This is a genomic window from Lysinibacillus sp. GW821-FHT14F06 (assembly GCF_058803665.1).
The window spans coordinates 1-25,466 of sequence record NZ_JBXAPF010000038.1; the positions used below are offsets into that span (position 1 = coordinate 1).

Below are 25,466 nucleotides of genomic sequence, written 5' to 3' on the forward strand. Positions count from 1 at the left end.
GCCTGGAACGGAAATCACCTTCATTTTGACTAAATATTCACAAAGAGTCCCTTGACTATTTAATTTTTCAACACTATAAAATGACTGATTATCAGTCATTTCTCTTTTGACTTTACTTCAGTTATTTTGTAACATATTAATTAAGCAGGTCAAAAGCGAGGGATTACATGTCAAAGGAAGAGAAAATTATTCAAGCTGCAATTGAAGTTTTTCGAGAAAAGGGAATTGAAAAAACCAAAGTTTCCGATATCGTCAAGGCTGCAGGTATCGCACAAGGAACATTTTATCTTTATTTCCCATCACGACTTTCAGTTATGCCAGCTATTGCGAAAGTTATGGTTGAAAAAATAATTGCTGCCATTAATGAAGGTATTTCCATACAGGAACCTTTTGCAAAGCAGCTTGAAAAAGTTGTCGATATTGTTTTTTCACTAACTGAAGATTATCGAGATGTATTTGCCCTTATCTACGCTGGTATTACTCAAACTGAACATATGAAAGAATGGGAAAATATTTATGCACCCTATTACGAATGGATGAATGATTTCTTATATAAAGCTCAACAGCAAGAAATAATTCGCCCTTCTTTAAATACTACACGATCTTCAAAACTTATTATTGGGTTAGTAGAATCAGCAGCTGAGCAAATTTACTTGTATGATGACAGTGAAGAAGAAACCATCAGACTACAAAAACATGAACTCCTCGACTTTTTGCATCATGCACTCGGCTTACGTCACACATAAGTGGCGTTCTTTTTCACACTAAAAATGACTGAATGTCAGTCATAAATATTATTAAACGAAAGGAAACGTAACTATGAAAAAAGATTGGCTGTATGTTGGACTAACAAGTTTATTTGAATTATTTTGGATTTTTGGCTTTAATGTTGCACATTCATGGTGGCATTGGATTATTATCGTAGCCTTAATCGCTATGGACTTCCATTTCTTATCGAAAGCATGTGAAAACCTGCCTACTGGCACAGTTTATGCGATTTTTGCCGGGGCAGGAACAATTGGTACCACATTAATGGACATTTTCATTTTTGAAGGAGAGTTTAACACTATTAAAGCGATTTTTATATTTATTTTAGTATTAGGGGTCATTGGGCTTAAATTAGCCGATAACCCTGCTAGAGATAGTGATAACAAGAAAGGAGCGAATGCCTAATGGGCTGGTTACTTGTTTTATTAGCTTCAATATCAGAAATTATCGGTGTGGTAGGCTTACGCTTCTATAGTCAGAAAAAAACGCTTCGTAATTTATTTATATATGTGGGTGGGTTTGGGTCGTCCTTTGCACTATTATATGCCTCCTTCAACTATTTACAGTTAAGCATCGCCTATGTTGTGTGGATTGGTATTGGAACTGTTGGTGCTGTCCTTGTAAATATTATATTTTTCGGTGAATCCAAAAACCTTACTCGTCTGATTAGTATCGTTGCCATTATCATTGGTGTAGCAGGCTTAAAAGCTGTATCTTAATTTGTTATGCTCCTGTACTTCTTCGGTAGATTTTTTATATAATGATTTAAAATAAACAGCTTAGTGAAAAGGAGGATTTAAGAATGGTGTATTTGTTACAGGTTGACTTTACTATGGAAGGCCCTTTTGGTACAGAGATGTCTGAAGGATTCAAAGATCTAGCACATAGTATTAATGATGAAGAAGGCGTTATATGGAAAATTTGGACTGAGGACGAGTTAGCTAAAGAAGCTGGCGGGGTGTATTTATTCGAAACGCAAGAAAGTGCTGAAAAATATTTAGCCATGCACTCTGCCCGCCTAACAAGCTTTGGAATAACAAATATTCGCGGTAAAATTTTTGCAGTAAATGAAGCACTGTCATCCATTAACAATGGTCCTATCCTTCGATAAATAACATGGCGTATCCGCAAAAAAGATACGCCTTTTTCAAACTATCAATATTTGAATATTTTCTTCGTATATTGCTCAGATACATACGTTAAATAAGGCTTACCTGTAAGAGGATGAGTTTGTATATCAGCATAAACACCAAATACATCTTGTAATAGCGTTGGTGTAAGTACTACTTCAGGTGTACCAGAGCAAACAATCTGACCTTTTTGTAAAACATAAATTTGATCGCAATACATAGCTGCAATGTTTAAGTCATGCAAAGCAGCAACTACTGTTAAATGTAGGGTTTGAATTAAATCCATTAACTGTAATTGATGCTGTATATCTAAATGATTTGTTGGCTCATCTAAAATAAGTATCTTTGCTTGCTGAGCAAGTGCACGTGCAACCATCACTCGTTTTTTTTCTCCACCTGATAGAGAGCTGAAGTTACGTTTTTCCAAATGTGCGATACCTGTTTGATTTAATGCAGCCTTCACAATTTGAAAATCTCGTTCTTGATCAAGCTCCAATAGTTTTTTGTGAGGTGTTCTTCCCATACTTACTAAATCATGTACCGTAAAGTCAAATAAAACCGGTGTTTCTTGACTTACTACCGCCAAATTTCGAGCAATGGTTTTACTTGATTGCTTAAAAATATCCTGCTCATTTAACAAGACTGTACCATTTTCGGGTTTTAATAGACGATACATATTCTTTAATAAGGTTGACTTCCCGCTACCGTTAGGACCAATTAGCCCAACAAATTGCTTTTCCTTTATCTGAATACTAACTTCATGTAATATACGTTGATCATGAATAGAATAGGATACCTGCTTCGCTTCTAATGTCATAGATTTAATCTCCTTCACCGAAAGAATAATTATTACGGCGTAGTAGCCAAATGAAAAATGGTCCTCCACAAAAGGCAGTAATAATCCCAATCGGCATTTCTTCAGGGGCTATTAAAATTCGAGCAAATGCATCTGCCCAAACTAAAAAAATCCCTCCCAATAGAGCACTAATTGGTATTACATATTTATAGTTGGAACCTACAATTATGCGGACAATATGCGGAATAATTAAGCCGACAAATCCAATGGAGCCACTTACTGCAACAAGTACGCCCGTTAATAAAGATACTAGCAGGATAAGCTGCAAACGAAATTGTTGGATATTGACACCTAATGTAACTGCAGCCTCTTCTCCAAGCAATAATAAATTTAAATTACGATAATGGAGCCACAATAAGGCAAACACGAAGATAAATATAGCTGCTGGAATGATTATATTGCTCCATTTTGCACCTGCTAGACTACCAAGCATCCAATACATAACTGCCTTAATTCCATTATCTTGCTTTGCCATCATTAACATGAAATTCGATACAGCAGATAAAATAAACGATACTGCCATTCCCGCAAGTAAAAGTCTAAAAACAGAGATTCTTCCTCCGACACGTGCAAGGAAGAACACTAACAATATGGCAAGAAGTGAGCCTAAAAATGCAGATACAGAAAGAGCGAAAATACCTAGAAATGAAAATGCACCTAAAATAATAACTGCTGTAGCACCAACTGTTGCACCTGAAGATATTCCTAATATGTATGGTTCAGCTATGGAGTTTCGCACAAGAGCCTGTATAGCTGCCCCAGCGATGGCTAGGCCTGCTCCTACGATAGCAGCCAGCAAGACACGAGGAACACGTATTTGCCAAATGATAATTTCTTGCGAGCGACTCCAATCCTGCTCTATTAAATTTTGGACGATTGGAATTTTGGACAGGATAACCTGCCACACATAAAGAGGTGTAATAGAAACAGATCCAACCATAACAGCCAAAGTCATAGAAATGATTAGTACCAGAAGAAGAGTCAGTGATAATAGTATAAATTTTTTATTCATATGTATAAAACTCCTAATCAATCATAGTAGACATGAAGCAATAAAAAAGAGTATTTCATGCATAATATGCATAGAAATACCCTAGATTCAACAAAGTAGAAAGATTTCCTTCTATTGTCCGTAAATGCGTTCATCCTCGTGGGCATTACAAATATCACTAAATGGCAGGTCTCCTGGCTTCGAATCACCGTTTTATGATTGCCTTCCCATCCTAAAACAGTGGCAAAATCATCATAAAACTCCTCGTTACAGTTGCGGGACAGCGTCGGACTTTCACCAACTTCCCTTTTAAGTGACACTTTGTATTTGATGTCACACCATTAGTATCCAAACTATTAAAATTATGACGATTCTATCATACATTTTAATAGTTAGTCTATAAATAACCGGAAATTATAAACTTTAGCTGTGAAAACAAAATTGTGTTAACTTAACATAAATATAAAGTTGACACAAATAATTTATTTTCATACACTATTAATAACTTTAATAGATAGAGGTGAAATTATGGCAACAGTTGCAGAACACTCTCATCATAGATTAAGAACAGTAGATATTGCTTATATTGGATTATTTTCAACATTAATGATGATTGGTGCAAATATTACTTCCATTGTCCCTTTCATGTCTGTGGGAGGAGTCCCAATCACATTGCAAACTTTCTTTGCTATTTTAGCTGGACTAGTTCTTGGCAGTAGAAAGGGAGCACTTGCTTGTACGGTATATATGTGTATTGGTTTAGCTGGTGCACCTGTATTTGCACGTTTTGGCGGCGGCTTTGGACAAATCTTAAGCCCTACTTTTGGCTTTATTGTCACATTTATTTTAGCTGCATTTATCGCAGGACTGATTGTTGAGCGCAGTGGAACAAGGAAAAGCTATATTGTTGCAGCCGTAATTGCTACAGCTATTAATTATTTACTAGGGACAAATTGGATGTATTTTGCTTATAAACTATGGGCTAGCGCTCCAGATGCTTTCAATTATAAGATGGCCTGGCTTTGGATGATGCCACCTTTGCCAAAGGATATTATTTTAGCGGTCTTTGCGGGTATTTTTGCGCATCGTCTACAAAAGATATTAAAAATAATACCAGTAAAATAGTTGAATCCTGAAAAACGCCAATCTAAAAAAATGGCGTTTTTTCTTATAACGAGTCCATTATTTCTGCATATTTATTTGCTACATTAAGCGTAAATAGTAAGGAGGAATAAATATGAAGATAAAAAGAAGATGGTTAAATAGTTTCCTAACAGTAATTGCTTTACTAGCGTTATCAGCATGCTCTGACAAGACAGAAACAGAATCAGGAACGAAAAATGACGATAGGCAGAATACAAAGATGGATCATTCCACAATGGACCACTCTAGCTCTGGTGATGTGCCAGTAGCGTTGAAAACTGCAGTAAATCCTAAATTTCCAGTAGGAAGCTCAGCTATTATTACCGATGGACATATGGAAGGTATGGAAAGAGCAAAGGCGACAATTGTAGGCGCATATGATACCACAGCATATATTGTCTCCTATGAGCCAGTTACAGGTGGCGAGCGTGTCGAAAATCATAAGTGGATTATTCATGAGGAATTGATAGATTCAGACTTGGCGCCATTAGCTCCTGGCACTGAGGTCAAGACGAATGCATCTCATATGAAGGGCATGGAAAATGCGACTGTTCGCATTGATAAGGCTATCCAAACGACTGTTTATATGATTGATTACACCGCTACTACAAATGGAGAGTCTGTAAAAAATCATAAATGGGTAACTGAGGATGAATTGAAAGCAGAATAGACTTTTGAACCTCTGTAGAGTTCTAGCAGAGGTTCTTCTAGCTCCTGATATCTAAAGCATTTTTTCCTACTGGCTTGAGCCATTTATAGCCAATCCCCCAAACAGTTTGTAAATAATTATCAGCAGGAAAACCGCTTTTCCGCAGTTTCTCTCGTAAATTACGTACATGGGAATCAACTGTTCGATCTTCAATCGAATCATTATATCCCCAAACAGTACTAATAAGATGCTCTCTAGTAAACACCTTATTTTGATGCGCTAAAAATAAGGCTAGCATCCCAAATTCTTTAGGTGTTAAAGATATTTCCATCTGTCGAAAACACACTTCAAAGGATTCCTTATCTAAACGTAATCCCTCAAACAACACAATATTTTCATCAATTTTTGCCCTTCTTAGGACAGCATTAATACGTGCAAGTAACACGTCTTCATCGAAGGGCTTCAGAATGTAATCATCTGCCCCAAGATTTAGACCTTTTACCATATCAGTATGCTCCCCTTTTGCTGTTAGCATAATGATAGGAACATCCCAAAACTTCCTTATTTCATTACAAGCCTGCCAGCCATCCATCCCTGGCATCATAATATCTAAAAGTACCAAATCTACATGATTTTCTTCTAAATAGATCAGAGCCTCTTGAACGGATACCATTGCCTTACATATAAAGACAGGCTCTAAATAAAGCTTAAGCAAGTCTAACATCCTGGGTTCATCATCAATGAGCAGTATTGTTTTCATACGTTTCGACTCCTTTAAACGTTAAAATAAAAGTTGTCCCTTTATTCTCTTTACTCTGGGCTGTTATTTCTCCTCCATGTGCCTGAACAAGTTCTTTTACAATTGAAAGCCCAAGTCCAACACCCCCTAATGCACGACTACGGGATTTTTCAACACGATAAAATCGTTCAAAAATATGGGGTAAATCCTTTTTGGGAATTCCCTTTCCAGTATCTTTAACGATTATAGTTACTAAATCATCCTGTCTCATTCCCAAAACGGAGATAGCATCACCTGATGCACAATATGATAAAGCATTATTGAGGAGATTCATTAATATTTGTTCGAGCCTTGCTGCATCGGCCATTAAGGTTAACTCTTCTTCACAATGAACATTAAAGTACAGGTGTTTTTCTTGAAAGGCAGGACTCAACTTTTCCTCAATATTTGCTAAAAACGTATTCAATTGAAGACACTCCTTTTCAATCATAAAAGAGTTTTCGTCCATTTTAGCTAAATCAAATAAGTCCTTTATTAAAAGAGAGAGTCGATTAGTTTCTTCTATAATAATACCTAAGTATTTTTGTCGATCTTGCTCCGTCAAACTACGTTTATAGAGAACATCTGCATAGCCTTTTATAAAAGTTAAGGGTGTTCTAAGCTCATGGGCAATGTTTGATAAAAAATCTTTTCGATCTTGTCTTAAATGATTTAAATCTTCCGATAAATGCTGGATTGCAATGGCAAGATCGCTTAATTCATCCCTACCATTTGTAGAAAGTACAACGGTAAAGTCACCATTACTCATTTTCAAAGTAGCTTCTTTCATCTGAATTAATGGACGAGCCAGCTTTCTAGATAAAACAATAATGACTGCAATGGTTACCAGACCAGAAACAAATCCAACAATTAAAAAATGCTTATTTAGGCGCTCCATTAATGCATGGATAGAATCTGTATTTTGAAACATAAAAACGTAACCAATTGTTGTCTGCTGTTTTTGAATCGGACTAATGGTTGCAATATATCTTTCTTTTTGCCAATTACGCTGAAGTATTTCCCCATTATATGGAACAGTGTTCTCTAATTTACTTATATAATCTTTGATTTCAGGATGTGGGTGTGAAGACGCTAGTACTGTTCCAGTTATATTTGCAATAACCACCTCTGTATCTTCTACCGACTCCATTAGCACAATATGGGCTAGGGTTTCCTTGTCAAAATTTTGCTCTAATATTGTTCTATGAGAGTTTCCCCTTGCCTGCAGACTGGTTAGTTCCTCCTCCACCCTTGAATTGGTTAAAGAAGTATGTAAAAAAAGCATCATAAATGTTTCAATGCAAAATAATGTAATAAAAAAAATGATTCCAAGCTTTAGTGAAAGTTTTTTCATTCGCTAACCACCATTTTGAGATTTCCAAAAAATCCTATCATGCGTTTATATATTCGCTGAATAGGAAAAATACATCATCTCTCCACCCTTTGAAGTATTCTGTATCTGACGCTTCACTTTCAATACAGAAATATTTGTTGGCGCTTTCGCACAGAAAAAATCTGCTGAATTAAGTTAACAGTATAACGTTAAAGTATGAAGATTTCATGCAGAAGAATAGCATTTTTAATTGAACATTTCTTTTAACGTACTATCCGCTGTTCCAGAGCTTTATTCGTTTCAGATAGGTAAAAAAAGTCCTGCAAGTATACCTCATACTTACAGGACTTAAATTATATTATACGTATTTTTTTACCCAGTTTAGGAAGTTGTCGACAACTGCGTCAAGGAATTTTACAGTACCTTCATCTGTCAGATTACCTTCTGCATCAAATTTCGTGTGCACCGCACCAATATAAACATCATTTCCACTAAGTAATGGTGAATTAATACCTGGGGAGAATAAAATATCTCTCAAATGTAATTGTGCCTTAACAGTACCAAGGTTCCCCATCGATGCACCCATAATAATAGATGGTTTTCCAATCATTACTTTGTCTACACGAGATAACCAGTCAATTGCATTAACCATAACACCTGGTACAGTCCCATTATATTCTGGTGTCACCCAAAGCACTGCATCTGCCGCTTTTACTTTTGCTTTAAAATCAAGCACGGCTTGTGGTGCATCATTCTCAATATCTTGATTATACATTGGTAACTCGTTTAAGCTTAATACCTCAAGCTCAAATTTCTCTGTATACTGTTTTTGAATAAATTTTGCTAACTGCATATTATAAGATTCTTTTCGGATACTACCTACGATGGCTACTACTTTCACGATGTTGTTTCCTCCTAAAATGTCTATTATTCTTAGTATTTGTATAGCAATTCTATTTTATACCACATTAATAATAAATGGCAAATTCTTCAACCGGCTTACGATAACCACGTAAGCGACGGCTGCTTTCTTTTTCCTTACCTATTGTAATCATAAGTGCAATTTCATGTGTTTCTGGCACATTAAAAAGCGCACGCATTTTCTGATTATCGAACCCAATCATTGGGCAAGTGTCCCAACCGCGATTTTTTGCAGCAAGCATAAATAACATTGCTGATAATGAAGCATTACGAATCGCTTCTTCCTTCATAAAATCCTCGCCACGGTCTTCATAAAATTTAGTATTCTCTGCTACAATCTCCTCTAATTCACTAGTTGTAATTATTCCTAAATCCACCATCCCCTGAGTGAGGTTAGCCGTATATTTATAAGCCTCTTTATCACCTAGTACTAGAATCACTCCAGATGCTGAATGTACCTTATATTGACCAAATGCCGCCTCTCTTACTTTTTCCTTCATCTCTTCATCCAACACAACGATATAGTTAGCGTGTTGTAAGTTAAAAGCCGATGGAGCAAGTTTAACGTCCTCTAAAATAGGGCGTATGTCTTCTTCAGTCATCTTAACATCCTTCATAAAATTATTGGCTGAACGACGCTTATCAATTAGTTTGGAAAATTCCATTTTTAAACCCCCAATGCAGTTATGTAAATCCATCCAGTAAGCAATATATTTTAGCTACTGGATGAATTAGTATTACTCATATTCTTTATCGAACTTTATCGTACTTCTTACAGTATCAATAGGACGAACAAGTTCTTCAATTTGAGCACGCTTTGGCTCTAAAAATGGCGGCAATGAAAGTTTTTCACCTAAAGTTTCATAAGGCTCATCCCCCATAAATCCTGGTCCATCAGTGGCAAGTTCAAATAAAATCTGTGGTGCTACTCGTGCATAAAGAGATTCAAAGAAGTGACGATTGACATAACCAGAAGTATGGAAGCCGAAGCTTTCAAATCGTTCAGTCCATTCATTCAATACAGCGCGATCCTCTACTCGGAAGGCTGCATGATGAACTGTACCAAAGCCTTGACGTGCTACGGGTAAAACACTGTTGTATTCCACAACAAGTTGAGCGCCGTTTCCTCCCTCGCCTACCTCAAATAAATGGAAATCTCCTTCCTCAGCAATTTCAGTAAAAAGCATCACTTTTTCTAGCACATCTTTAAAATATTTAAAATTAGCTACTCGAATGAATACTGGCCCTAATCCTGTTATTGCATATTCCAAAGGGATTGGCCCATCTTGCCATGGAGTTCCAGATGCTACACCCTTATTATGCTCATCAGAAATAAGCTGATATTGCTGATCGTCAAAATCAACGAAAGATAAAGTTTTCTTACCAAATTGTTCTTTAATACCTGTATGATTAACCTGCAAACGGTCAAAACGTTTTAGCCAATAGTCCAAAGCTGCATCTGTTGGCACACGGAAGGAGGTTTTTGAAATCTCATTTGTTCCATGCTCGCCTTTTGGAATGTTTGGAAAATCAAAGAACGTCATGTCCGTACCAGCGCTTCCCTTATCATCTGCGAAGAATAGATGATATGTTTGAATATCGTCCTGATTAACTGTTTTTTTCACTAAACGCATTCCTAACACAAAAGTGAAAAATTTATAATTTTCTTCTGCACTACTAGTAATTGCTGTAACGTGGTGAATGCCTTTTAAATGATTCATTTAAAACCCTCCATTGTCTCGATTTCGAGATATTGATGTGAATTTGTTCATTTATTAATCGCATTAAAACCAACCTTCTTTAGAGACAGAATCATTGTTTCCAGCTCTTCATGGTCTAATACTTCAAAAATCTCATTAATTTTTTGTTCATGCTTTGGGAAAATCTCTTCTAATAATGCCCGTCCCTCATTGGTTAAAAAAATATAAGTCACACGGCGATCCTTTGCACAGGCAAATCGATAGACATAGCCCTTTTGTTCAAGCTTATCAATAACATAAGTAATGCTGCTACTTGCAATTAATATTCTCTTACCAATCACTTGAATCGGCTGTTCCCCACGATGATATAAGAATTCAAGCACTGAAAATTCAGTTTGATTTAAATCATACTGCAGCAAATCTCTCCTAGTTGCTTCCTGAATCGTTTGATATGCACGGAACAAGACCGTAAATGCCTTTAAATTACGACTGTCTCCCCTCATACGACTCCCTCTTTCTATTTACCTCGAATTTAATTATCTTTAATTCGAGATAATAATAACATATATTTCTCTATACGACAATCAATTTGTTTTACTCTAAAATCAACTCAAAAAAATTGTTTTTATTTCACATATTTTGTACCCTATTACTTTCTAAATACTGCACGAAAATAAAATCCAGCCGTTAAAAAAATTAAAGTGTAGCTGGATTTTATATTGATGAATTCAGTCTGCATCATTTACTTTAGACGTTTAAATTCTTTTTCATTCCCATCAACAAATTCTACTTCAATCTCAATTGATTGAAAGTCCTCTGCAATATGAAATACAGAGATAACCTGATCTATTACCTCATCATTTGGTGTTGTGGAATCAAACGTCAGCTGCTTGAAAAGAGGTTCCAATTTCGTATAGGCTGCATCCCCCTGGAGATTTTCATTATTTCGCGAATCCTGTAATTTCGCTGCTATGCCAGATTTTTTGTTTTCGTATTCGGCTTCATAGGAATCTGTCGCAGAATAATCAACATCCAGCGAAAACTCTAGAAAATTGAACGGTACTTGATCTGTCGTAGTATCACCAACCTGTTGATTCGTATTTTGTTGAACTGGAGCATTTGTTGGCATATCTTGTGCCTTTTCCTTTGTACAGCCATAGAGCATGACAGTCGTTAACAGAATAGCTATTAAAAATTTCATTCTCATCTTTACACTCCTTTCTTCTGTTATTATTTCCCCCTTTGTCTAAAAACTAACCCAAAAAAGGTATCTCCCAAAATTAGGAGATACCCTTTTCATTATGAATTAATAAAAGTAATTACGAGTGTTGTTACCTTCAGCAATAGCTTTAGCTAATCGCATTGTTGATACAGCTAAATCTGCATATGTTACTTTCTCAGTAGCATTAAAGTTATTTTGCTGTGCATCGATTAATCCCATTGCACTTACTAAAGCCACATAGCCAGAATATGCTGGATCAATTGCGCCTGCATCAGCAAAGTTTAATTTGTAAATATCGCCATGTTTCGCAGCTTTCTCTAAGCCTAGTACACGGATATACCATTCTGCAAGCTCTTGACGAGTCATTGTTGCATCAACATCAAATCGATCTGCTGGCTTTAAAATGCCCATTCTTACAGCTTCTTCAACAACTCCATATAATGGATGCTTTTTATCAATATTCGTGAAGGATTGCTTTTCATCACCTTCTCCATATCCACCAAAATAGCCGTATGTGAGAGATTTAAGCATAATTTTTAGTGCTTCTCCCTTAGTCACGCCTGTATCAGCATTGAAAGTAGCTGGGTCTTTAATCTCTAACACATTTTGGCTGACTAAATAGTTTAACTCTTTGGCCGCAGTAGGATGCGAAATCAATGGTTGCTCTTTTTTATCCTCAATATTTATTAACCACTCACCAGTAGTTGCATCAATTTGATTAAATAAGTTACCACCATAAGTTGGTGAATATACTAAATCATAGTGATGTTTATCTTCACCATTTTGTTTAGCATACTGTAGTTGTAATTTAAGTGCCTCACTATAAGACTCTTTTGCTTTATCAGCAGAAATCACCTGATCTACAGATGGCCAATTATCAATTTTTTGGTTAGAAATATACAATGAACGTAAGGAACCATCAGAACCAATGTTGACAGATATTTCATCTCCAACAACCGCAATGCCATTTACAACACGTGGGAATGAGAAGTAATATTCTTTACTATAATCTTCTAATACAGCTTCCTCCAATGGTTTTGCATAATTATGCACGTAGGAAGGAGCCCATTGCTTTAAGTATTCAATTGCCTTATTTAATGCCGCTTCCTTAGAAATGGCTGTAGTCTTATCGCTAGTCTTTACAAAATCTCTACTTGAATCATAGTATTGAGTAATTTCACCTGTCGCCTTATTTATTTCCAATTGCGAACCTGTGCTACCATTATCATACATATACGAATAATTTACAGTGTAAATCGTTTCCCCATTTTGATTTTCTCTTTCATCAATCAGATCAAGCTGCAGCTTAGCTTTATCAGGATCAACCTTTAAGAAGGACTTCGCAAATTCTTCTGCCTCAGCTAATGTCATGTCCTTTTTTCTAGGTTCAAGTGGTTGTGAGGATAGCTTTTCTACGCGTTTTGCTTTTGGTACCTGTGCCGAGAAGCCGTTCACTGTTTGCCACTGACCATTTAAGGCATGTACCCCATTGAAGCCTGTTGCGGGTGCATAGACAAGCTTCACCTTACGCTGATCTGTTTGATAATCATAATCAACCGCGTAACGCAATTCTACTGCTAGATTATCACGAATTTGTGCAAGAATATCTGCTTCATTCTTTTTCTGCTCTACACTATCAAATGTTGCCTTACTAAGGGATACTGTATTGCTATACATATTTGTAACTTCACCATTTGCAAGGACCTCAATAGAAATGTATTGATCGCTGATTGCTACACCATTCTGAGTTGGTGAATAGACAAACGAATAAGAAATTGGCTGTGATAATGGTCTGCTCATATTGAAATAGTAGTCAGTGCCAATACCATTTTCCTGAAGTTTGTAGTTTTCAGTACTCGGGAAATTTTTTAAGAAATCCTTTGCTATTTTTTGTGCATCAGCTTCAGAATACTTTGCCGGATACATTGCATCTGAAATATCAGAAGGTTGATAATAGAAATTTTCTAGCTCTAAATCGTCTCCTTTAAAGGTGAAGCCGCCATAAATATCTTTCCCATTTACAGTTTTATGGAAGTTTAAATCGTAACGAATTGTTGTATCATCTCTATAGTAGTGTCCGCTTCCTACATTTAAATCTTTTTCTGTTAAGAAATTAAACTTATCTGGGAATATTGCATGCAATTTATTGATAAGCATACTCTTCGTAACTTTTGTCTCCGTTGAAGCAACTTGAATTTCAATTCTCTCTGAAGATTCCTTTACATTGGCAGAAGCTTGTGAAATTGGTGAAAGTACTCCGACAGTAAATGCTGTAGATGTTAGTATAATACCTAACTTTTTAAACTTACCCAAAATATCCCTCCTAGAAAACTATTTACCATCTATTATAATATACATTTCCAAATTTGGGAATGTTATTTACAGAGTATTTCCGCTTAAAAGAAAATAGAATAGATATTATGATATTTTTTATCTAATAAAGTTAATTATTTTTTGACCACATCAAAATTCGAACCTATTAATAACCAATTTTGTGGGAATGGCAAACCAAGCTTCCAATAACCTACTCCTCGAAGTTTATAGCGCTTAATTAAATCGAATTTTGCTTGAATGGATCTTGCATCCTCAAACCAAACAACATGTGCCCTGCCCTGCTCATCATAGTATTCAAAGAAAGGGGCTTGGGCTCTCATATCATACTGAATAGCTGCATTGTATTTTTTAGCAATTTCAATAGCTCTTTGTGGACTAACTGCTTCAGCAATGGGACCTCCTTGTACAAAAGGCAGTGTCCAGTCATAGCCATATAAATTTTGTCCAAGAATTATTTTATTTCGAGGTATTTCACTAACAGCATATTTAACTACTGCCTCCACCTCAGGAAGTGGAGATACTGCCATAGGGGGACCAGCAGAATATCCCCATTCATAGGTCATTAACATCACAAAGTCCACAATTTCGCCATGTGCTCTATAATCATGAGCTGCCGTCCAAGGACCACGCTCAGTTGCACTAGTTTTTGGTGCAAGCGCTGTGGATACTGTGTACCCTTGTGGATGGAATCTGTTTACAGCTCTTCTTAAAAAATTGTTATACGCCTCACGTTGATCCCCCGGCAAATTTTCAAAATCAAAATGGATATCTTTAATGCTTCCTAAACGCCTTGCCTCTGCAAGAATATTATCGAAAAGCAAATCCTGTACGGCTGTACTTTGAAAAATATCTCGTGCTAAATCACCGCTAAAGCTAAAATTCTCTAAATTTGAGATAACCATTGCTAAAGAGGCACCTGTATCATTAGCAACTTGCGTCACTCCCTGACTTGGTGGTTTTTTAAGCGTCCCATCTCGCCTTGCTTCATAACTAAATAAAGCAAGATATGTTAAAAATGGCCCTGCTTCTCTTGCCTGACTCAATAATGCCTCGCTAACAGTTGTCCCCCTCGGCTCTAAATATGCCAAAGTTTCAGCCCTTGTTTTTGGTGGAGATGGGATATACAGCCGCATCCCAATAGATAGTGGTTGATTTGGATTAATGTAGTTGACCTGTGCAAGTGTTACATAATTAATGCCGAAGCGCTGACCAATGGACCATAAACTGTCTCCAGGCTGTACATAATAAAAACTTCCGATAATCGGAATAACAAGAGCTTGCCCTACGACTAATCGATTTGGCTCTGGAATTTGATTGGCATCTACTATACTTTGAACCGTTGTCCCATACGCCTGTGCAATTCCCCATAAAGACTCCCCAGCTCGTACAACATGTATTTGAATGATATTGCCTCCTTCAAGCGTGATGAATCATACCTATAAAGCTTATGAAATCAGGTAGGAAAAGATGTCATTGCTCTTTCGGAACAGGTTTCTATCCGCCAAAGGCTTTGGGCTTTGGGCCAACAGATGATTTTTTATGCTAACGCAGCGGCAGCAACATGATGTTGGTCTTTCAGTCGTGTGTTGTTGTTGTTTCGCTTTCGCACAGATAAAACCGTGTTGCTGTCGCTTCACTTTCGCACAGTTAAAACCATGTTGCTGTCGCTATGCTTTCGATACAAAAAATATTTGCTGAAAGAAGTAAAAAAAGTCCTTCACTGATTATAGTGAAGGCATGTTGTTTTTATAATATTTATGACACGCTCGAAAATAGAATACAAATAAGAAATATGCAATCAACTGGAGCAAGGAACCTATAAAATGAACATTTTCTCGCATACCTTCATCAAAATTCATTGAAAATGCTTGTATGACGAAGCCGCAAAGCATAAATGCTATATATTTCTGATAGGTTTTAAATGTTTTAGCTTCAAGAGGCTTATTATTATGAATGTGTAATAATAATTGAAAAACAAAATACATCAAAATAATAAATAAAAATTGCATAAGCTGTATTCCAATGTCTCCTAGTATCTTATAACCTAGCCATTGATCCAGCTCCACAAAAAATGACAAGACTGCCAAAATAATTGCGAAAGTTTTCGTCCAACGCTTTAAGTTATGAAAGGACGGCAACAGGTGAATACCATATACAAAAGAAAGATAGCCAATGAAATCTGGGAATATATCAGGTAATCCAAAAGAGCTTAAATCCATAAAAACAAAAGACACACCATTCACTATATATTCGTAAGGCTTTTTCATTATTTTGCATCTCCTTCAATTGTTTTCATAAAGTAGTTATCCTGTTCCTTTAGAATCTCATCTAAACGTTCTTTGTTCATAAATGGTCCAATTATTTCGTTATCATCATAAAGTTCGCTATAGCTTGGTTCTTTAATATTTTGATACTCTGCATATGCTAGGTTCCCGACCCATGCTAAGAAGGACAATGAAAACGTCAAATAAACAAGTCTTCCTTTTGTAAGCCCCTTATAATACACAAACAGTATAAGCAACAAGAGGACAAGCATTAGGAAAACACATAATATGGTAGTAAGGGTTTTCTCTTGATTGATGGTTAACAATGCAGCGTTTTTCAATTTGAATGACTGCCCGGTACCCATTCTGAATACAAATAGCAGAACGGTCAGTGTCACCGGAATGGTTACTATTGTCGCTATAGAAAATCGTTTTGTCTTCTTTATAGGCGTTTTTTGGAGGCTCTGACGTAATTGCTTTGAGAAATCTATATCTGGATCTTTATCAGGGCGTTTTTTTAGCGTATCAAATAACTTATAATCACGTTCTTCCATCAATCATCCCTCCCTACCTTTTTCCGAAGCCTTGTCATTGCCCGGTGAAAATCAACCCGTACCTTCACTTCTGAAATACCCAAAATCTCAGCAATTTCTTGAATCGTGTAATCTTTTAGCATTCTGCAAATAATAATTGTTCGATCATGTGATTTTAATGTCATTAATGCCTCTTGTACCGTTTGCCATTGCTCATTTTCCTCTATAATTTCCAGAGGCATTGGCACTTCTTTCAGTACTGGCTGCCAGCTAAGCTTTTCTATCAAAAGTCGCTTTATTTTCTGCCTTCTATGTATATCTACTGCTGTATTTCGTGCAATTGACAAAATCCAAGTTTTTACTTTATCCATATCCTTTAATTTATCTAACTGCCTCATCACCTTGAAAAATGTCTCCTGTGTAATATCCTCCGCCTCTTCCCTACTATTTGTATAATAAAGCGCAAAATGATACACATCTCGGTGATAAGAGTCGTACAAATGTTCTATTTTTGTTATATTCTTATGCAAAGCCTCACCCACTTTCTACACTCAGAAATAAGTCGTTACAACAAATTATTTGTTACACTTTTCCCACTTATTTTTATACAACTAGCGTAAAATGCCTTATTCTTTTCATGATTTACTCTCTTGTATAATGAAATTACTGTAAGGAGGTGTTAGTTTGCGTTTATTTTACCAGCAAAAAACAATTGGAAAAAAATCGCGTAAACTTCAAAAAATTGCATTTACGATTGAAGAGCCTGTCTATACCTTGAAAGATTTGTTAATGCAGCTTGTCACACAAGAAGTTGAAAATTATAACGAAAAGGCGCTAGATACACCGCTCTATATTTATCTAACTGAGGAGCAATTAGAGGATGCTGTACATCATGGCAAGATACATTTTGGTGAGAAAAAAAATACCACTGTACAGTCATTAGAACAAGCTAAATCTACAGTGATTCAAGCTTTTGAGGACGAGCTGTTTTTAGTAATCCATAATGAGGAGCAATTGAATACACTTACAACACCACTAACAATTCAAGATGATGATGTTTTTACGTTTATAAAATTAACGATGCTCGCAGGACGAACTTGGTAAGGAGGAATCCCATGACACTTTCTCATGAACAAAAACTACAATTTCAAAGTAAAATTGATACTGCACCAAAAACTATTCAACCAATAGCTACAGCATTGCTTCAATATATGGATACACGTGATTACAATATTGAGCAGCAAATTGCTGATTTGAATATCACAACACTAGAGGAGCTTTTTACAGGTCCACTATTTGATGTACTAATACTTTTTTCTTCACAAGAGCGTGCACAAAATATTAAGAAGCTAGCATTACGGTATGATACAGCAATGTTTCAGACTGGTATTTTGCGTAGATCATTTCGTTCAGCACAACCAGTACAAGATCACCTTTATCAATGCCTACAATTAATTGAAGAAATGCTAACATTTGAAGAAATCAATTTACAGGAATTATTGATGAATCACAATCAATATGAACATGGTACATACCCTAACTATAGCTCCTATGTGATTAAACAAGAGAATGTAAAGGTAATGCCATTTAATGTTTTTGAGCAATTGCTTGCTGAAGAACTATCATCACAAAACTCAGCGATTGAGGAAGTGATTGAAAATATACTATTTGATGAACATCAAAGTAGCTTTTTTGGCTACCCACTGATAAGAGGGATTTTTAAATCAACCAATAGTCGTCTGCATGAGGCACTTGGTAAACTATTAGTTGCGGCAGCACGTCAAGAGGGGCTACGTCAAGCTATTGTTGAAAATATTGATCATGGTACCCTGGATGCACAGCTTACAATTATGAAGCTTATTCAAGAGCACCAGCTAACTCGCTTCTCTTCAGTTATTCGTGCTGTCGATACATGGATGGGACTTGGCTATAATAGCTTTGAAAATCAAAAAATTACTGAGGAAGTACTATCACTAGCGATTCAAGCAATTGAAGACGATAATTTCACAAAGGAACTACTGCAAAGCGAGCGAACAATAGATATATATGTGGCTCTATGGGCAATCTCTACAAAAGATTACACGCAGCTTGATACGGTTTTACCAGATCTACTAGGACGTGAAAAGCATGTCCAGCTTACAACGCTTGCATTCTTAAAAAATCTAGGGAAAACTTCCTTTACTGCACAGTTTGTCAAAGATATCATTTTAACAACAAAGGATATTGAGCTCTTTACTTTTGCTTGGGGAAATTTCATCCATGTAAATAACTATATTAATAGTGAATATGCTAGGGATAACGATTGGGTTAAAGATTTACAAACGTACATGCAAGAAAATGCGCAGCTTCAAAACATTGAATATCTGCTATTTGATCAGCTTGAATGGGCAAAGAGTGAGGTTTCAAAGGATGGTCTAACAATTGCAGGAAAACCTCTATCCTTCGTATATGCGCATTTATCTTTAGAGGACATTATTTCAACACAAATTATTTTGGCCCATCATTTACAAGAGGAAGAGTTATTTCAACGTATTATTGCGAGTGCAGATGCCTATTCACCTACTAGCAGAATTGGGCTTCTTAATATTTATTGCCTTGATAATTCTACACAAGGAAAGCGTGATTTTCTTTTTAGCTCTTTACGAGATCGAAGCTCCATAAATCGGTCCCTCGCACTAAAAAAGATACAGCTATTAACACCAACAGATCATGAAACTTTAAAAATAGAGGATCTTTTAGCAAATAAGTCAGGCTCACTTCGTAAAGAGGCAATTTCTCTCTTAAAGCTACAGTCACAGGAGAAAATATTGCAAAGTGCCGAACGACTTATACAAGACAAGAAGCAATTAAAGCGACTTGGAGGACTTGAGTTGTTATTAGAAGCCTCAAAAGAATATCACTTATCGAATGATCAAATTACGGCTTTATGCGAAACACTACCGAAAGTTACTGCAACTGAGCAAGTGCTTTTAGATCAATTATTAACAGACGATGTTCCAGAATATAATGAGGAAAACGGCTTCGGCTTATATACACCACACCCTCCTATTCAATACCAGAACGTTGCAAATATTGATATTAAGATGGACGCTGAGGATGCTTGGAAGCAGCTAATTCCATTCTATTTGCAGGGGCAAATGCCACTTGAGAGGTTTTTTGACTATGATGTTGATAAACTTTTAGCAAAGCTTGAGCAGCTGATTCAATTAATTGATGCTCATGCCCATTATGAGTATGAGACATATCAATGGAATGATACGACAATTACAACAACGTTAGGACAAGACTACAGCGTTATAGCTTCCAAAAAAGGGAATAACAAAAACGCAAGTCTTGACGTCTATCCAATACCTGAGGAAATCATTCAATGGATAAAAACAGAAAAATTCAGCGCTGAGGATTTAGCTTATTTCAACTTTTACAGTAATCTATCTGAATACCCTGCGGCACATGAAATTAGCGAAGCAGCACACGCTCTTTTAGCGCCAATCCTTAACTATGCACAAATAAAAGAATATATTGCTAAGTTCAATGCGTTAAAGCATGAGCAAACACTGGAGGAAATTTTCACTGTACTTTCACAGGATTTAGACAAATTATCTGGGGAGCAGGACCTTCATAAACAAGCTGTCACACTTTTAGAACAACATTCACAGGGATTTAATGCTTTTGAGCAAGCAATCGGTATAATGCTTCAGCTTTTATCTCAAATACCATCTAAACAGTGGAAGTTAGAAGTAAGAGACAAGGGGTATTATTATTATCGTTCTACTTCCACTATAGTAGATTTAGATGTGATCGACGCCTTTGTTGATCGATGCTTCTCAGATTATACGACCTACAGCGAGTATGTTAAAATCCTTGCTATTAACGAAGAATTAACAAAGCGTATGCAGAAGGAACAATACAGCCCTAGTATATACAATTTAAGTTTATTCCGTTATTTGGATGCTATTCAGGCAGGTTTATTCACACAGGATCATTTATTTGAGGCCATTTTCACGAATACATTAGCCTCCGATATATTGATTGCACCTAACAAATTAATCGAAAACTATCAAAAGTCATTTGAGGATCTATCGAATCTTCTTGCTATACGTGAGCAGGCCATCAATCGAATTTTAGAGATTGAGCTTATGCGCGGCGATATTCCTACGGTAGTAACGAAGCTAGCGAGTAGTATATCCTATATAGAGGGTATTGAGTATTTCTTTAAAATTTTACAGGCACTTGATGGAGAAAAGCTTGCGCGAGGCTATATTTGGCAGGCAGAAACAAAAAAGGATGTTTTCTCACGTCTTCTTGCAAACTGCTATCCTAAAAAAGATGAAACCGCACAGCATTTAAAAGATGCCTGGGAAAAAACAAACATTTCAAAAGAACGTTTAATTGAAGCAATGATGTATAATCAGCATTGGATAGATCTAGTTAGTGAAGTAATTGGCTGGGAAGGCTTAAAAGAATCTGCATGGTACTTTATCGCTCATACAACTGACTATTTATCGGATTTTGCTAAAGATCAAATTGCGCTCTTCACAAGTATCACTGCTGACGACTTCCGAGATGGCGCATTTGATTTAAGCTGGTTCCAAAGTGCCTATCAAACAATTGGCGCAAAAAATTTCAAGCTTGTTTATGATGCAGCAAAATATGCATCAGAAGGAGCAAATCATCGTCGTGCCCAGCTTTATGCTGATACTGCAATTGGCAAACTAAGCCCAAAACCATTAATGAAGGAAATCCAAGACAAACGTAATAAAGACAAGCTTCGTGCACTTGGCCTTATCCCATTAAAAAAATCGGATGAAAAGGACGCTCTAACACGCTATCAGTTTATCCAACAATTTTTAAAGGAAAGTAAGCAATTTGGAGCACAGCGCCGTGCAAGCGAAGCACGAGCAGCAAGTATTGCACTCGAAAATCTAGCACGCAATGCTGGTGATGGAGAAACAACAAGATTTACATGGCGAATGGAGCTATCCGCATTTCATGAAATGAAGCATTTATTTAAAGCACAGCCAATCGAGCATATTACGGCACATTTGCAAATTGAAGATGACGCTGATGTGGAAATTATCGTGACTAAGGATGGGAAACGTCTTAAAAATATTCCTACAGCATTGAAGAAAAATGCACAGGTCATTGCATTACAAGAGGCACGAAAAGAGCTGAAGGAGCAATACAAGCGAGCACGCCCTGCGCTTGAACAGGCGATGGAATTAGAAACAGTCTTCCATGCTGAAGAGCTTATCAATTTATTAAAGCACCCGATTCTAGTCCCTCTTTTACAAAAGCTTGTCTTTAAAAGCGATGTATATATAGGAATGCTCACTTCAGAGGGCATAAGGCTACTATCAGGTGACATCATTTCACTTGCACCAATGACAGCATTAAAGATTGCTCATCCATATCACCTACTAGAAAGTGGTCAATGGCGTCAATGGCAGGCTTATATGTTTGAGCACAAAATAAAGCAGCCGTTTAAGCAAGTTTTCCGTGAGCTATATGTAATAAACGAAGATGAAAAAGGGCAAAAGAGATCATTACGCTATGCAGGACATCAAGTAAATCCATCTCAAACGGTAGCCCTCTTAAAAACAAGAGGCTGGCAAATTAGTTATGATGAAGGACCACGTAAAGTGTATTATAAGGAAAATATTGTGGCCTCGTTATATGCGCAGGCAGATTGGTTTACGCCAGCAGAAATTGAAGCGCCAGCAATTGAGGGTGTTTATTTCTATAATCGTTTAACCGGCAAAAGCATAGTACTAGATGATATACCTGCAGCGATTTTCTCTGAGATTATGCGAGATATCGATCTCGTTGTCAGTGTTGCGCATGTTGGTGGCGTAGATCCCGAGGCAAGTCATTCTACCGTTGAAATGCGTGCTGTGATTGTAGAAGAATTAACAAAGCTATTAAAGCTTACAAATGTAGAAGTAAAAAAACAGCATGCACTTATAGAAGGTAAACTTGCTAGCTATTCACTGCATTTAGGCAGTGGTGTTGTCCATCAAATGGGCGGCTCAATGATTCCAATAATCGCTGTACAAGCGCAGCACCGTGGACGCATTTTCTTACCAATGGTGGATGATGACCCTCGTACAGCAGAAATCATGTCGAAGTTATTACTACTAAGTGAAGATACTAAAATTAAGGATCCTGCCATTTTAGGGCATATCCGTAGCTACGAACAACAGCGTTAACTTGTGCACACAATAGGCTGTTAACATTATAAAGTGCCCTCCTTCCACATTGGAGGGCACATTTTATTGTACATCAGATTTAATCATTTCAAATAACAACGGGACATTGGTGCCTCTTTGCAAAGAATGACAGCCATCCATTAAAAATGCCCAGCTTTTTTTCATTTTTTCTCTATATGGCAGCTCTGGACTAACTGGTAGAAATCCTCTTAAATACTCCTCAATATTGCCGGTGAGATTATCCATAAAATCATCCGCCTTTTGCACTTTTTCTGTTGGAATCTCATTGCGCTCATCCCATAATACATGCTCTAAGTTTGTAGAAAAATAAAATAATTGATAGGGCACTTTTAAACGATTAATGCTGAAGTGATCATTCGCCACTAATATCCTAGCATTATTCGCCTTCATTTCATTACGTTGCTCAATTTGCTCCTTGCGTTTATCCGAATTCACTAAGATTGCATCCTCTGTATAAAACAAATTTTGCTCAATATCCTCTTTCACCTTAACAAATTCGGGTGCAATAAAGCATCCATCTGCATCTGTGATATGAACAACTGCAGTTAAATCCTTTGCTAAAAATTTATATTTAGTTAAATAGCTCTGGATTACTTTAAAAACGCTATTTTTAATATTGGGAATGCGCTTATTGGCATCCCACTTTGTCAAAATATCCTCACGCTGAACGTCAAAGCGAATCATCGAATTTGCAAAATATTCTTCTAAATAATCCTCTAGGATAATCTGTTCTGTCTGTCCCTCAACAATGATTAGGAGAACTTTTTTAGTCATGCTGCACACCTGCTTTTCTAAATGCACGCTTCATTTTAAATGATTTTGTTTCCTTATAAACTTCCTCATCCTGACCACCAAGTTGGATAGCACGCAGGTAGACATCCCTAGCATTATTTACTTCTTTTATTCCTTTTAGCTGCATATAGCGATGATCTTCATTTGTTGTTGTAAACCATAAATTTTTAATGGCTAGCACCTCTAACACACGTAGATTATGGGATGTAAAGATAAGCTGACCTTTTCCATCCTCATCTATCACTGTTAACAACTCACCTAACAAATATTCAAAAACACCAGAATCTAATTCATCAATGACAACACATGCATTAGGATTGTTGTATACCGCAATAAGCAAGCTAAGAACAGCAATGATTTTTAATATCCCCTCTGACTCTGTCCGAAGAGGTAATTCACGTTCTCCTCGCTTTGATAAAAATTCAAAACGAACCCCTTTTGCTCCACTATCCATCGTTTGTTTCGTAATAACATTAATCTTTATAGTCAGACCAGGGATAATTGCTGACAATACTTGATTACTTTGTTCGACAACCTCACATAACACAGAGAAGGTCTCTTCTGGCAAGACAGCTGGTCCCTTTAAATCATATGGTATTAAGCCTCTAGTTTTCTCTAAATGGATACTAAAAGGCATGATTCGCTCTTCAAACAAAGGTGCGATATTTTGATTATTCACAACATGTAAATCTTGATTAAAATCAATCGCTACATTTTGAAGGAGCTGCATCTCAAGCTCCGAAAGCCTTTCTTGTAATAAAAGCTTTAAATCTTTATGAAAAATAAAGGACATATATTGCTTTTTGGCTAATTGCTGAACAACCAGCAATTGAATACGTGCTTTTTCATTCAAATCCGAAAGTTTGGCGTTACGAATCTGTACATCGTCTTCTGTAATAGCAATTAATATCTTGGTACGTTTGCCCTTGTCATTTTCTCGATACGTAAGCCTTTCATGAACTGTGTATAGTCGATGCTCATCCTCTTTTAGCTCTACATAATAGTTAATAAAAAATGTACCAAACTGATTTTCCACAAGAAATTCAAAATCTATGCTAGCTTTACCCTCTCCCGCCATAACTAAGCGTTTTTCTTGTACAGGTAATTTCACTTCTGCTATCCAGCCTGAAATTAGTGCTTTCAATATACTAAAGGCATCGACAATCGTTGTTTTACCTGAACCATTTTGTCCATATAAACCTACAACATTAGCCTGTAAAAATGACTCAAAATTTACTGCTATGGATATCTCACCATGACGAACATTTCGTAAATTATGCAATGTTATTTTCTTAATTTTTATAATTGCCATTATGCAAACATCCTTTTTTCTCTCATTATAATGAAAATCAGTATATTTTATAACAATTTCAAATTTAAGTAACCTCTAGTTTAAGACCATAAGCGTTTTGAATATAGGTATATGTTAGAAAAGAATAATGAAAGGTGTGTTTCATTGGTATATCCTAGATTAGCTCCTGATGATTTTAATCAACAGTTCCGACCTGGCATGAAAATTTGGGTTACTCTCCCTACTGGCAGAACTGCCGAAATCCAGCTAGATAACGGTCAAATAGTGACAATAGATGTCAATCATTATACTGCAGCAGGGACAGGGACACCTCCAGGCAGCTCCTATCCTCCATATAATCCACCACCGTATCCACACCTCAGCCCTATCCACCACGTCCATATCCGCCACAGCCGCATCCTGGCGGACAATATCCTGGTTTCCCGAGCTTACCAGGAATGATAGATATGTTTCCTGATATTTTTGGAAATCCAAGATAAAACAAAGTAAAAGCTTCCCACAAGTTATGTTACC

General features: G+C 36.6%; 24 protein-coding genes and 1 riboswitch. Of the genes, 8 read left to right on the forward strand and 16 right to left on the reverse strand.

The annotated features are described in order from the left end of the window. The first annotated feature begins 167 nt into the window (after window positions 1-167). The 4 genes from AC1RNS_RS22750 (at window position 168) to AC1RNS_RS22765 (ending at window position 1,879) form a co-directional block, all read left to right on the forward strand. The gene (locus AC1RNS_RS22750) at window positions 168-746 is read left to right on the forward strand and encodes a TetR/AcrR family transcriptional regulator (protein ID WP_492995985.1); all 579 of its coding nucleotides are present in this window, start codon (window positions 168-170) and stop codon (window positions 744-746) included. Window positions 747-819: 73 nt separating this feature from the next. Beyond that, window positions 820-1,173, forward strand: coding sequence for a DMT family transporter (locus AC1RNS_RS22755; RefSeq protein ID WP_492995986.1), 354 nt, complete (start codon window positions 820-822; stop codon window positions 1,171-1,173). Continuing rightward, window positions 1,173-1,487 (forward strand): DMT family transporter, encoded by a 315-nt coding sequence (locus AC1RNS_RS22760; protein ID WP_492995987.1) that lies wholly within the window; start codon window positions 1,173-1,175, stop codon window positions 1,485-1,487. Before AC1RNS_RS22755 ends, AC1RNS_RS22760 begins: the two co-directional genes overlap by 1 nt. Window positions 1,488-1,570: 83 nt before the next feature. After that, the gene (locus AC1RNS_RS22765) at window positions 1,571-1,879 is read left to right on the forward strand and encodes a monooxygenase (protein WP_492995988.1); all 309 of its coding nucleotides are present in this window, start codon (window positions 1,571-1,573) and stop codon (window positions 1,877-1,879) included. Window positions 1,880-1,923: 44 nt separating this feature from the next. Here AC1RNS_RS22765 and AC1RNS_RS22770 read toward each other — a convergent pair whose 3' ends face one another. Further along, a complete protein-coding gene (locus tag AC1RNS_RS22770; RefSeq protein WP_492995990.1) occupies window positions 1,924-2,715 on the reverse strand; it encodes a heme ABC transporter ATP-binding protein in 792 nt (263 codons plus the stop codon). Window positions 2,716-2,719: 4 nt separating this feature from the next. Continuing rightward, window positions 2,720-3,766, reverse strand: coding sequence for a FecCD family ABC transporter permease (locus AC1RNS_RS22775; RefSeq protein ID WP_492995991.1), 1,047 nt, complete (start codon window positions 3,764-3,766; stop codon window positions 2,720-2,722). Between the two features lie 146 nt (window positions 3,767-3,912). Further along, window positions 3,913-4,103: riboswitch (cobalamin riboswitch) on the reverse strand. Window positions 4,104-4,273: 170 nt separating this feature from the next. Between AC1RNS_RS22775 and AC1RNS_RS22780 the strand changes: the two genes are divergently transcribed. Continuing rightward, entirely contained in the window at window positions 4,274-4,870 is a 597-nt protein-coding gene (locus AC1RNS_RS22780; protein WP_492995992.1) for a biotin transporter BioY, read from the forward strand. Between the two features lie 112 nt (window positions 4,871-4,982). Further along, entirely contained in the window at window positions 4,983-5,558 is a 576-nt protein-coding gene (locus tag AC1RNS_RS22785; protein WP_492995993.1) for a YdhK family protein, read from the forward strand. A gap of 37 nt (window positions 5,559-5,595) precedes the next feature. On the opposite strand, the gene AC1RNS_RS22790 is transcribed toward AC1RNS_RS22785, so the two are convergent. From AC1RNS_RS22790 to AC1RNS_RS22845, 12 genes are all read right to left on the reverse strand, one after another. Further along, window positions 5,596-6,297 carry a response regulator transcription factor gene (locus AC1RNS_RS22790; RefSeq protein ID WP_492995995.1) on the reverse strand — a complete coding sequence of 234 codons (702 nt, stop codon included), beginning with the start codon at window positions 6,295-6,297 and terminating at the stop codon, window positions 5,596-5,598. Beyond that, window positions 6,275-7,669, reverse strand: coding sequence for a sensor histidine kinase (locus tag AC1RNS_RS22795; RefSeq protein ID WP_492995996.1), 1,395 nt, complete (start codon window positions 7,667-7,669; stop codon window positions 6,275-6,277). Before AC1RNS_RS22795 ends, AC1RNS_RS22790 begins: the two co-directional genes overlap by 23 nt. Window positions 7,670-8,006: 337 nt before the next feature. Next, entirely contained in the window at window positions 8,007-8,549 is a 543-nt protein-coding gene (locus AC1RNS_RS22800) for an NADPH-dependent FMN reductase (RefSeq protein ID WP_492995997.1), read from the reverse strand. 67 nt (window positions 8,550-8,616) lie between these two features. Then, window positions 8,617-9,234, reverse strand: a complete 618-nt coding sequence (locus tag AC1RNS_RS22805; RefSeq protein WP_492995999.1) for a nitroreductase family protein — start codon at window positions 9,232-9,234, stop codon at window positions 8,617-8,619. Window positions 9,235-9,306: 72 nt separating this feature from the next. Then, a complete protein-coding gene (locus tag AC1RNS_RS22810; RefSeq protein ID WP_492996000.1) occupies window positions 9,307-10,290 on the reverse strand; it encodes a ring-cleaving dioxygenase in 984 nt (327 codons plus the stop codon). Between the two features lie 47 nt (window positions 10,291-10,337). Continuing rightward, window positions 10,338-10,772: a MarR family winged helix-turn-helix transcriptional regulator gene (locus AC1RNS_RS22815; RefSeq protein ID WP_492996001.1), complete on the reverse strand. Its 435-nt coding sequence runs from the start codon at window positions 10,770-10,772 to the stop codon at window positions 10,338-10,340. Window positions 10,773-11,011: 239 nt separating this feature from the next. After that, window positions 11,012-11,476 (reverse strand): YusW family protein, encoded by a 465-nt coding sequence (locus AC1RNS_RS22820; RefSeq protein WP_492996002.1) that lies wholly within the window; start codon window positions 11,474-11,476, stop codon window positions 11,012-11,014. Between the two features lie 99 nt (window positions 11,477-11,575). After that, window positions 11,576-13,804, reverse strand: coding sequence for a YcdB/YcdC domain-containing protein (locus AC1RNS_RS22825; RefSeq protein ID WP_492996003.1), 2,229 nt, complete (start codon window positions 13,802-13,804; stop codon window positions 11,576-11,578). A 134-nt stretch (window positions 13,805-13,938) separates the two neighbouring features. Next, a complete protein-coding gene (locus AC1RNS_RS22830) occupies window positions 13,939-15,228 on the reverse strand; it encodes a LysM peptidoglycan-binding domain-containing protein (RefSeq protein WP_492996035.1) in 1,290 nt (429 codons plus the stop codon). A gap of 321 nt (window positions 15,229-15,549) precedes the next feature. Continuing rightward, complete coding sequence (locus AC1RNS_RS22835; protein WP_492996004.1) at window positions 15,550-16,092, reverse strand: hypothetical protein; 543 nt, start codon at window positions 16,090-16,092, stop codon at window positions 15,550-15,552. Further along, window positions 16,092-16,643: a hypothetical protein gene (locus tag AC1RNS_RS22840; protein ID WP_492996006.1), complete on the reverse strand. Its 552-nt coding sequence runs from the start codon at window positions 16,641-16,643 to the stop codon at window positions 16,092-16,094. The genes AC1RNS_RS22835 and AC1RNS_RS22840 overlap by 1 nt, the downstream gene beginning before the upstream one ends. Beyond that, complete coding sequence (locus AC1RNS_RS22845; protein WP_492996007.1) at window positions 16,643-17,152, reverse strand: RNA polymerase sigma factor; 510 nt, start codon at window positions 17,150-17,152, stop codon at window positions 16,643-16,645. Before AC1RNS_RS22845 ends, AC1RNS_RS22840 begins: the two co-directional genes overlap by 1 nt. 154 nt (window positions 17,153-17,306) lie before the next feature. Here AC1RNS_RS22845 and AC1RNS_RS22850 point away from each other — a divergent pair, with 154 nt between their 5' ends. Further along, entirely contained in the window at window positions 17,307-17,726 is a 420-nt protein-coding gene (locus tag AC1RNS_RS22850; RefSeq protein WP_492996009.1) for a hypothetical protein, read from the forward strand. 11 nt (window positions 17,727-17,737) lie between these two features. Beyond that, window positions 17,738-22,828, forward strand: a complete 5,091-nt coding sequence (locus tag AC1RNS_RS22855; RefSeq protein ID WP_492996011.1) for a DUF4132 domain-containing protein — start codon at window positions 17,738-17,740, stop codon at window positions 22,826-22,828. A gap of 63 nt (window positions 22,829-22,891) precedes the next feature. On the opposite strand, the gene AC1RNS_RS22860 is transcribed toward AC1RNS_RS22855, so the two are convergent. Both AC1RNS_RS22860 and AC1RNS_RS22865 read right to left on the reverse strand, forming a co-directional pair. Then, window positions 22,892-23,623: a hypothetical protein gene (locus tag AC1RNS_RS22860; protein WP_492996012.1), complete on the reverse strand. Its 732-nt coding sequence runs from the start codon at window positions 23,621-23,623 to the stop codon at window positions 22,892-22,894. After that, on the reverse strand, window positions 23,616-24,953 hold the full coding sequence (locus tag AC1RNS_RS22865) for an AAA family ATPase (RefSeq protein ID WP_492996013.1): 1,338 nt from the start codon (window positions 24,951-24,953) through the stop codon (window positions 23,616-23,618). The genes AC1RNS_RS22860 and AC1RNS_RS22865 overlap by 8 nt, the downstream gene beginning before the upstream one ends. Between the last annotated feature and the right edge of the window lie 513 nt (window positions 24,954-25,466).

Excerpts from the sequence above, each read along its gene's own strand:
- AC1RNS_RS22790 (WP_492995995.1), bottom strand. The coding sequence starts at position 6,297 with ATGAAAACAATACTGCTCATTGATGATGAACCCAGGATGTTAGACTTG.
- AC1RNS_RS22755 (WP_492995986.1), top strand. The coding sequence starts at position 820 with ATGAAAAAAGATTGGCTGTATGTTGGACTAACAAGTTTATTTGAATTA.
- AC1RNS_RS22810 (WP_492996000.1), bottom strand. The coding sequence starts at position 10,290 with ATGAATCATTTAAAAGGCATTCACCACGTTACAGCAATTACTAGTAGT.
- AC1RNS_RS22815 (WP_492996001.1), bottom strand. The coding sequence starts at position 10,772 with ATGAGGGGAGACAGTCGTAATTTAAAGGCATTTACGGTCTTGTTCCGT.
- AC1RNS_RS22765 (WP_492995988.1), top strand. The coding sequence starts at position 1,571 with ATGGTGTATTTGTTACAGGTTGACTTTACTATGGAAGGCCCTTTTGGT.
- AC1RNS_RS22750 (WP_492995985.1), top strand. The coding sequence starts at position 168 with ATGTCAAAGGAAGAGAAAATTATTCAAGCTGCAATTGAAGTTTTTCGA.
- AC1RNS_RS22835 (WP_492996004.1), bottom strand. The coding sequence starts at position 16,092 with ATGAAAAAGCCTTACGAATATATAGTGAATGGTGTGTCTTTTGTTTTT.
- AC1RNS_RS22770 (WP_492995990.1), bottom strand. The coding sequence starts at position 2,715 with ATGACATTAGAAGCGAAGCAGGTATCCTATTCTATTCATGATCAACGT.
- AC1RNS_RS22820 (WP_492996002.1), bottom strand. The coding sequence starts at position 11,476 with ATGAGAATGAAATTTTTAATAGCTATTCTGTTAACGACTGTCATGCTC.
- AC1RNS_RS22775 (WP_492995991.1), bottom strand. The coding sequence starts at position 3,766 with ATGAATAAAAAATTTATACTATTATCACTGACTCTTCTTCTGGTACTA.
- AC1RNS_RS22865 (WP_492996013.1), bottom strand. The coding sequence starts at position 24,953 with ATGGCAATTATAAAAATTAAGAAAATAACATTGCATAATTTACGAAAT.
- AC1RNS_RS22795 (WP_492995996.1), bottom strand. The coding sequence starts at position 7,669 with ATGAAAAAACTTTCACTAAAGCTTGGAATCATTTTTTTTATTACATTA.
- AC1RNS_RS22760 (WP_492995987.1), top strand. The coding sequence starts at position 1,173 with ATGGGCTGGTTACTTGTTTTATTAGCTTCAATATCAGAAATTATCGGT.
- AC1RNS_RS22840 (WP_492996006.1), bottom strand. The coding sequence starts at position 16,643 with ATGGAAGAACGTGATTATAAGTTATTTGATACGCTAAAAAAACGCCCT.
- AC1RNS_RS22805 (WP_492995999.1), bottom strand. The coding sequence starts at position 9,234 with ATGGAATTTTCCAAACTAATTGATAAGCGTCGTTCAGCCAATAATTTT.
- AC1RNS_RS22780 (WP_492995992.1), top strand. The coding sequence starts at position 4,274 with ATGGCAACAGTTGCAGAACACTCTCATCATAGATTAAGAACAGTAGAT.
- AC1RNS_RS22785 (WP_492995993.1), top strand. The coding sequence starts at position 4,983 with ATGAAGATAAAAAGAAGATGGTTAAATAGTTTCCTAACAGTAATTGCT.
- AC1RNS_RS22855 (WP_492996011.1), top strand. The coding sequence starts at position 17,738 with ATGACACTTTCTCATGAACAAAAACTACAATTTCAAAGTAAAATTGAT.
- AC1RNS_RS22860 (WP_492996012.1), bottom strand. The coding sequence starts at position 23,623 with ATGACTAAAAAAGTTCTCCTAATCATTGTTGAGGGACAGACAGAACAG.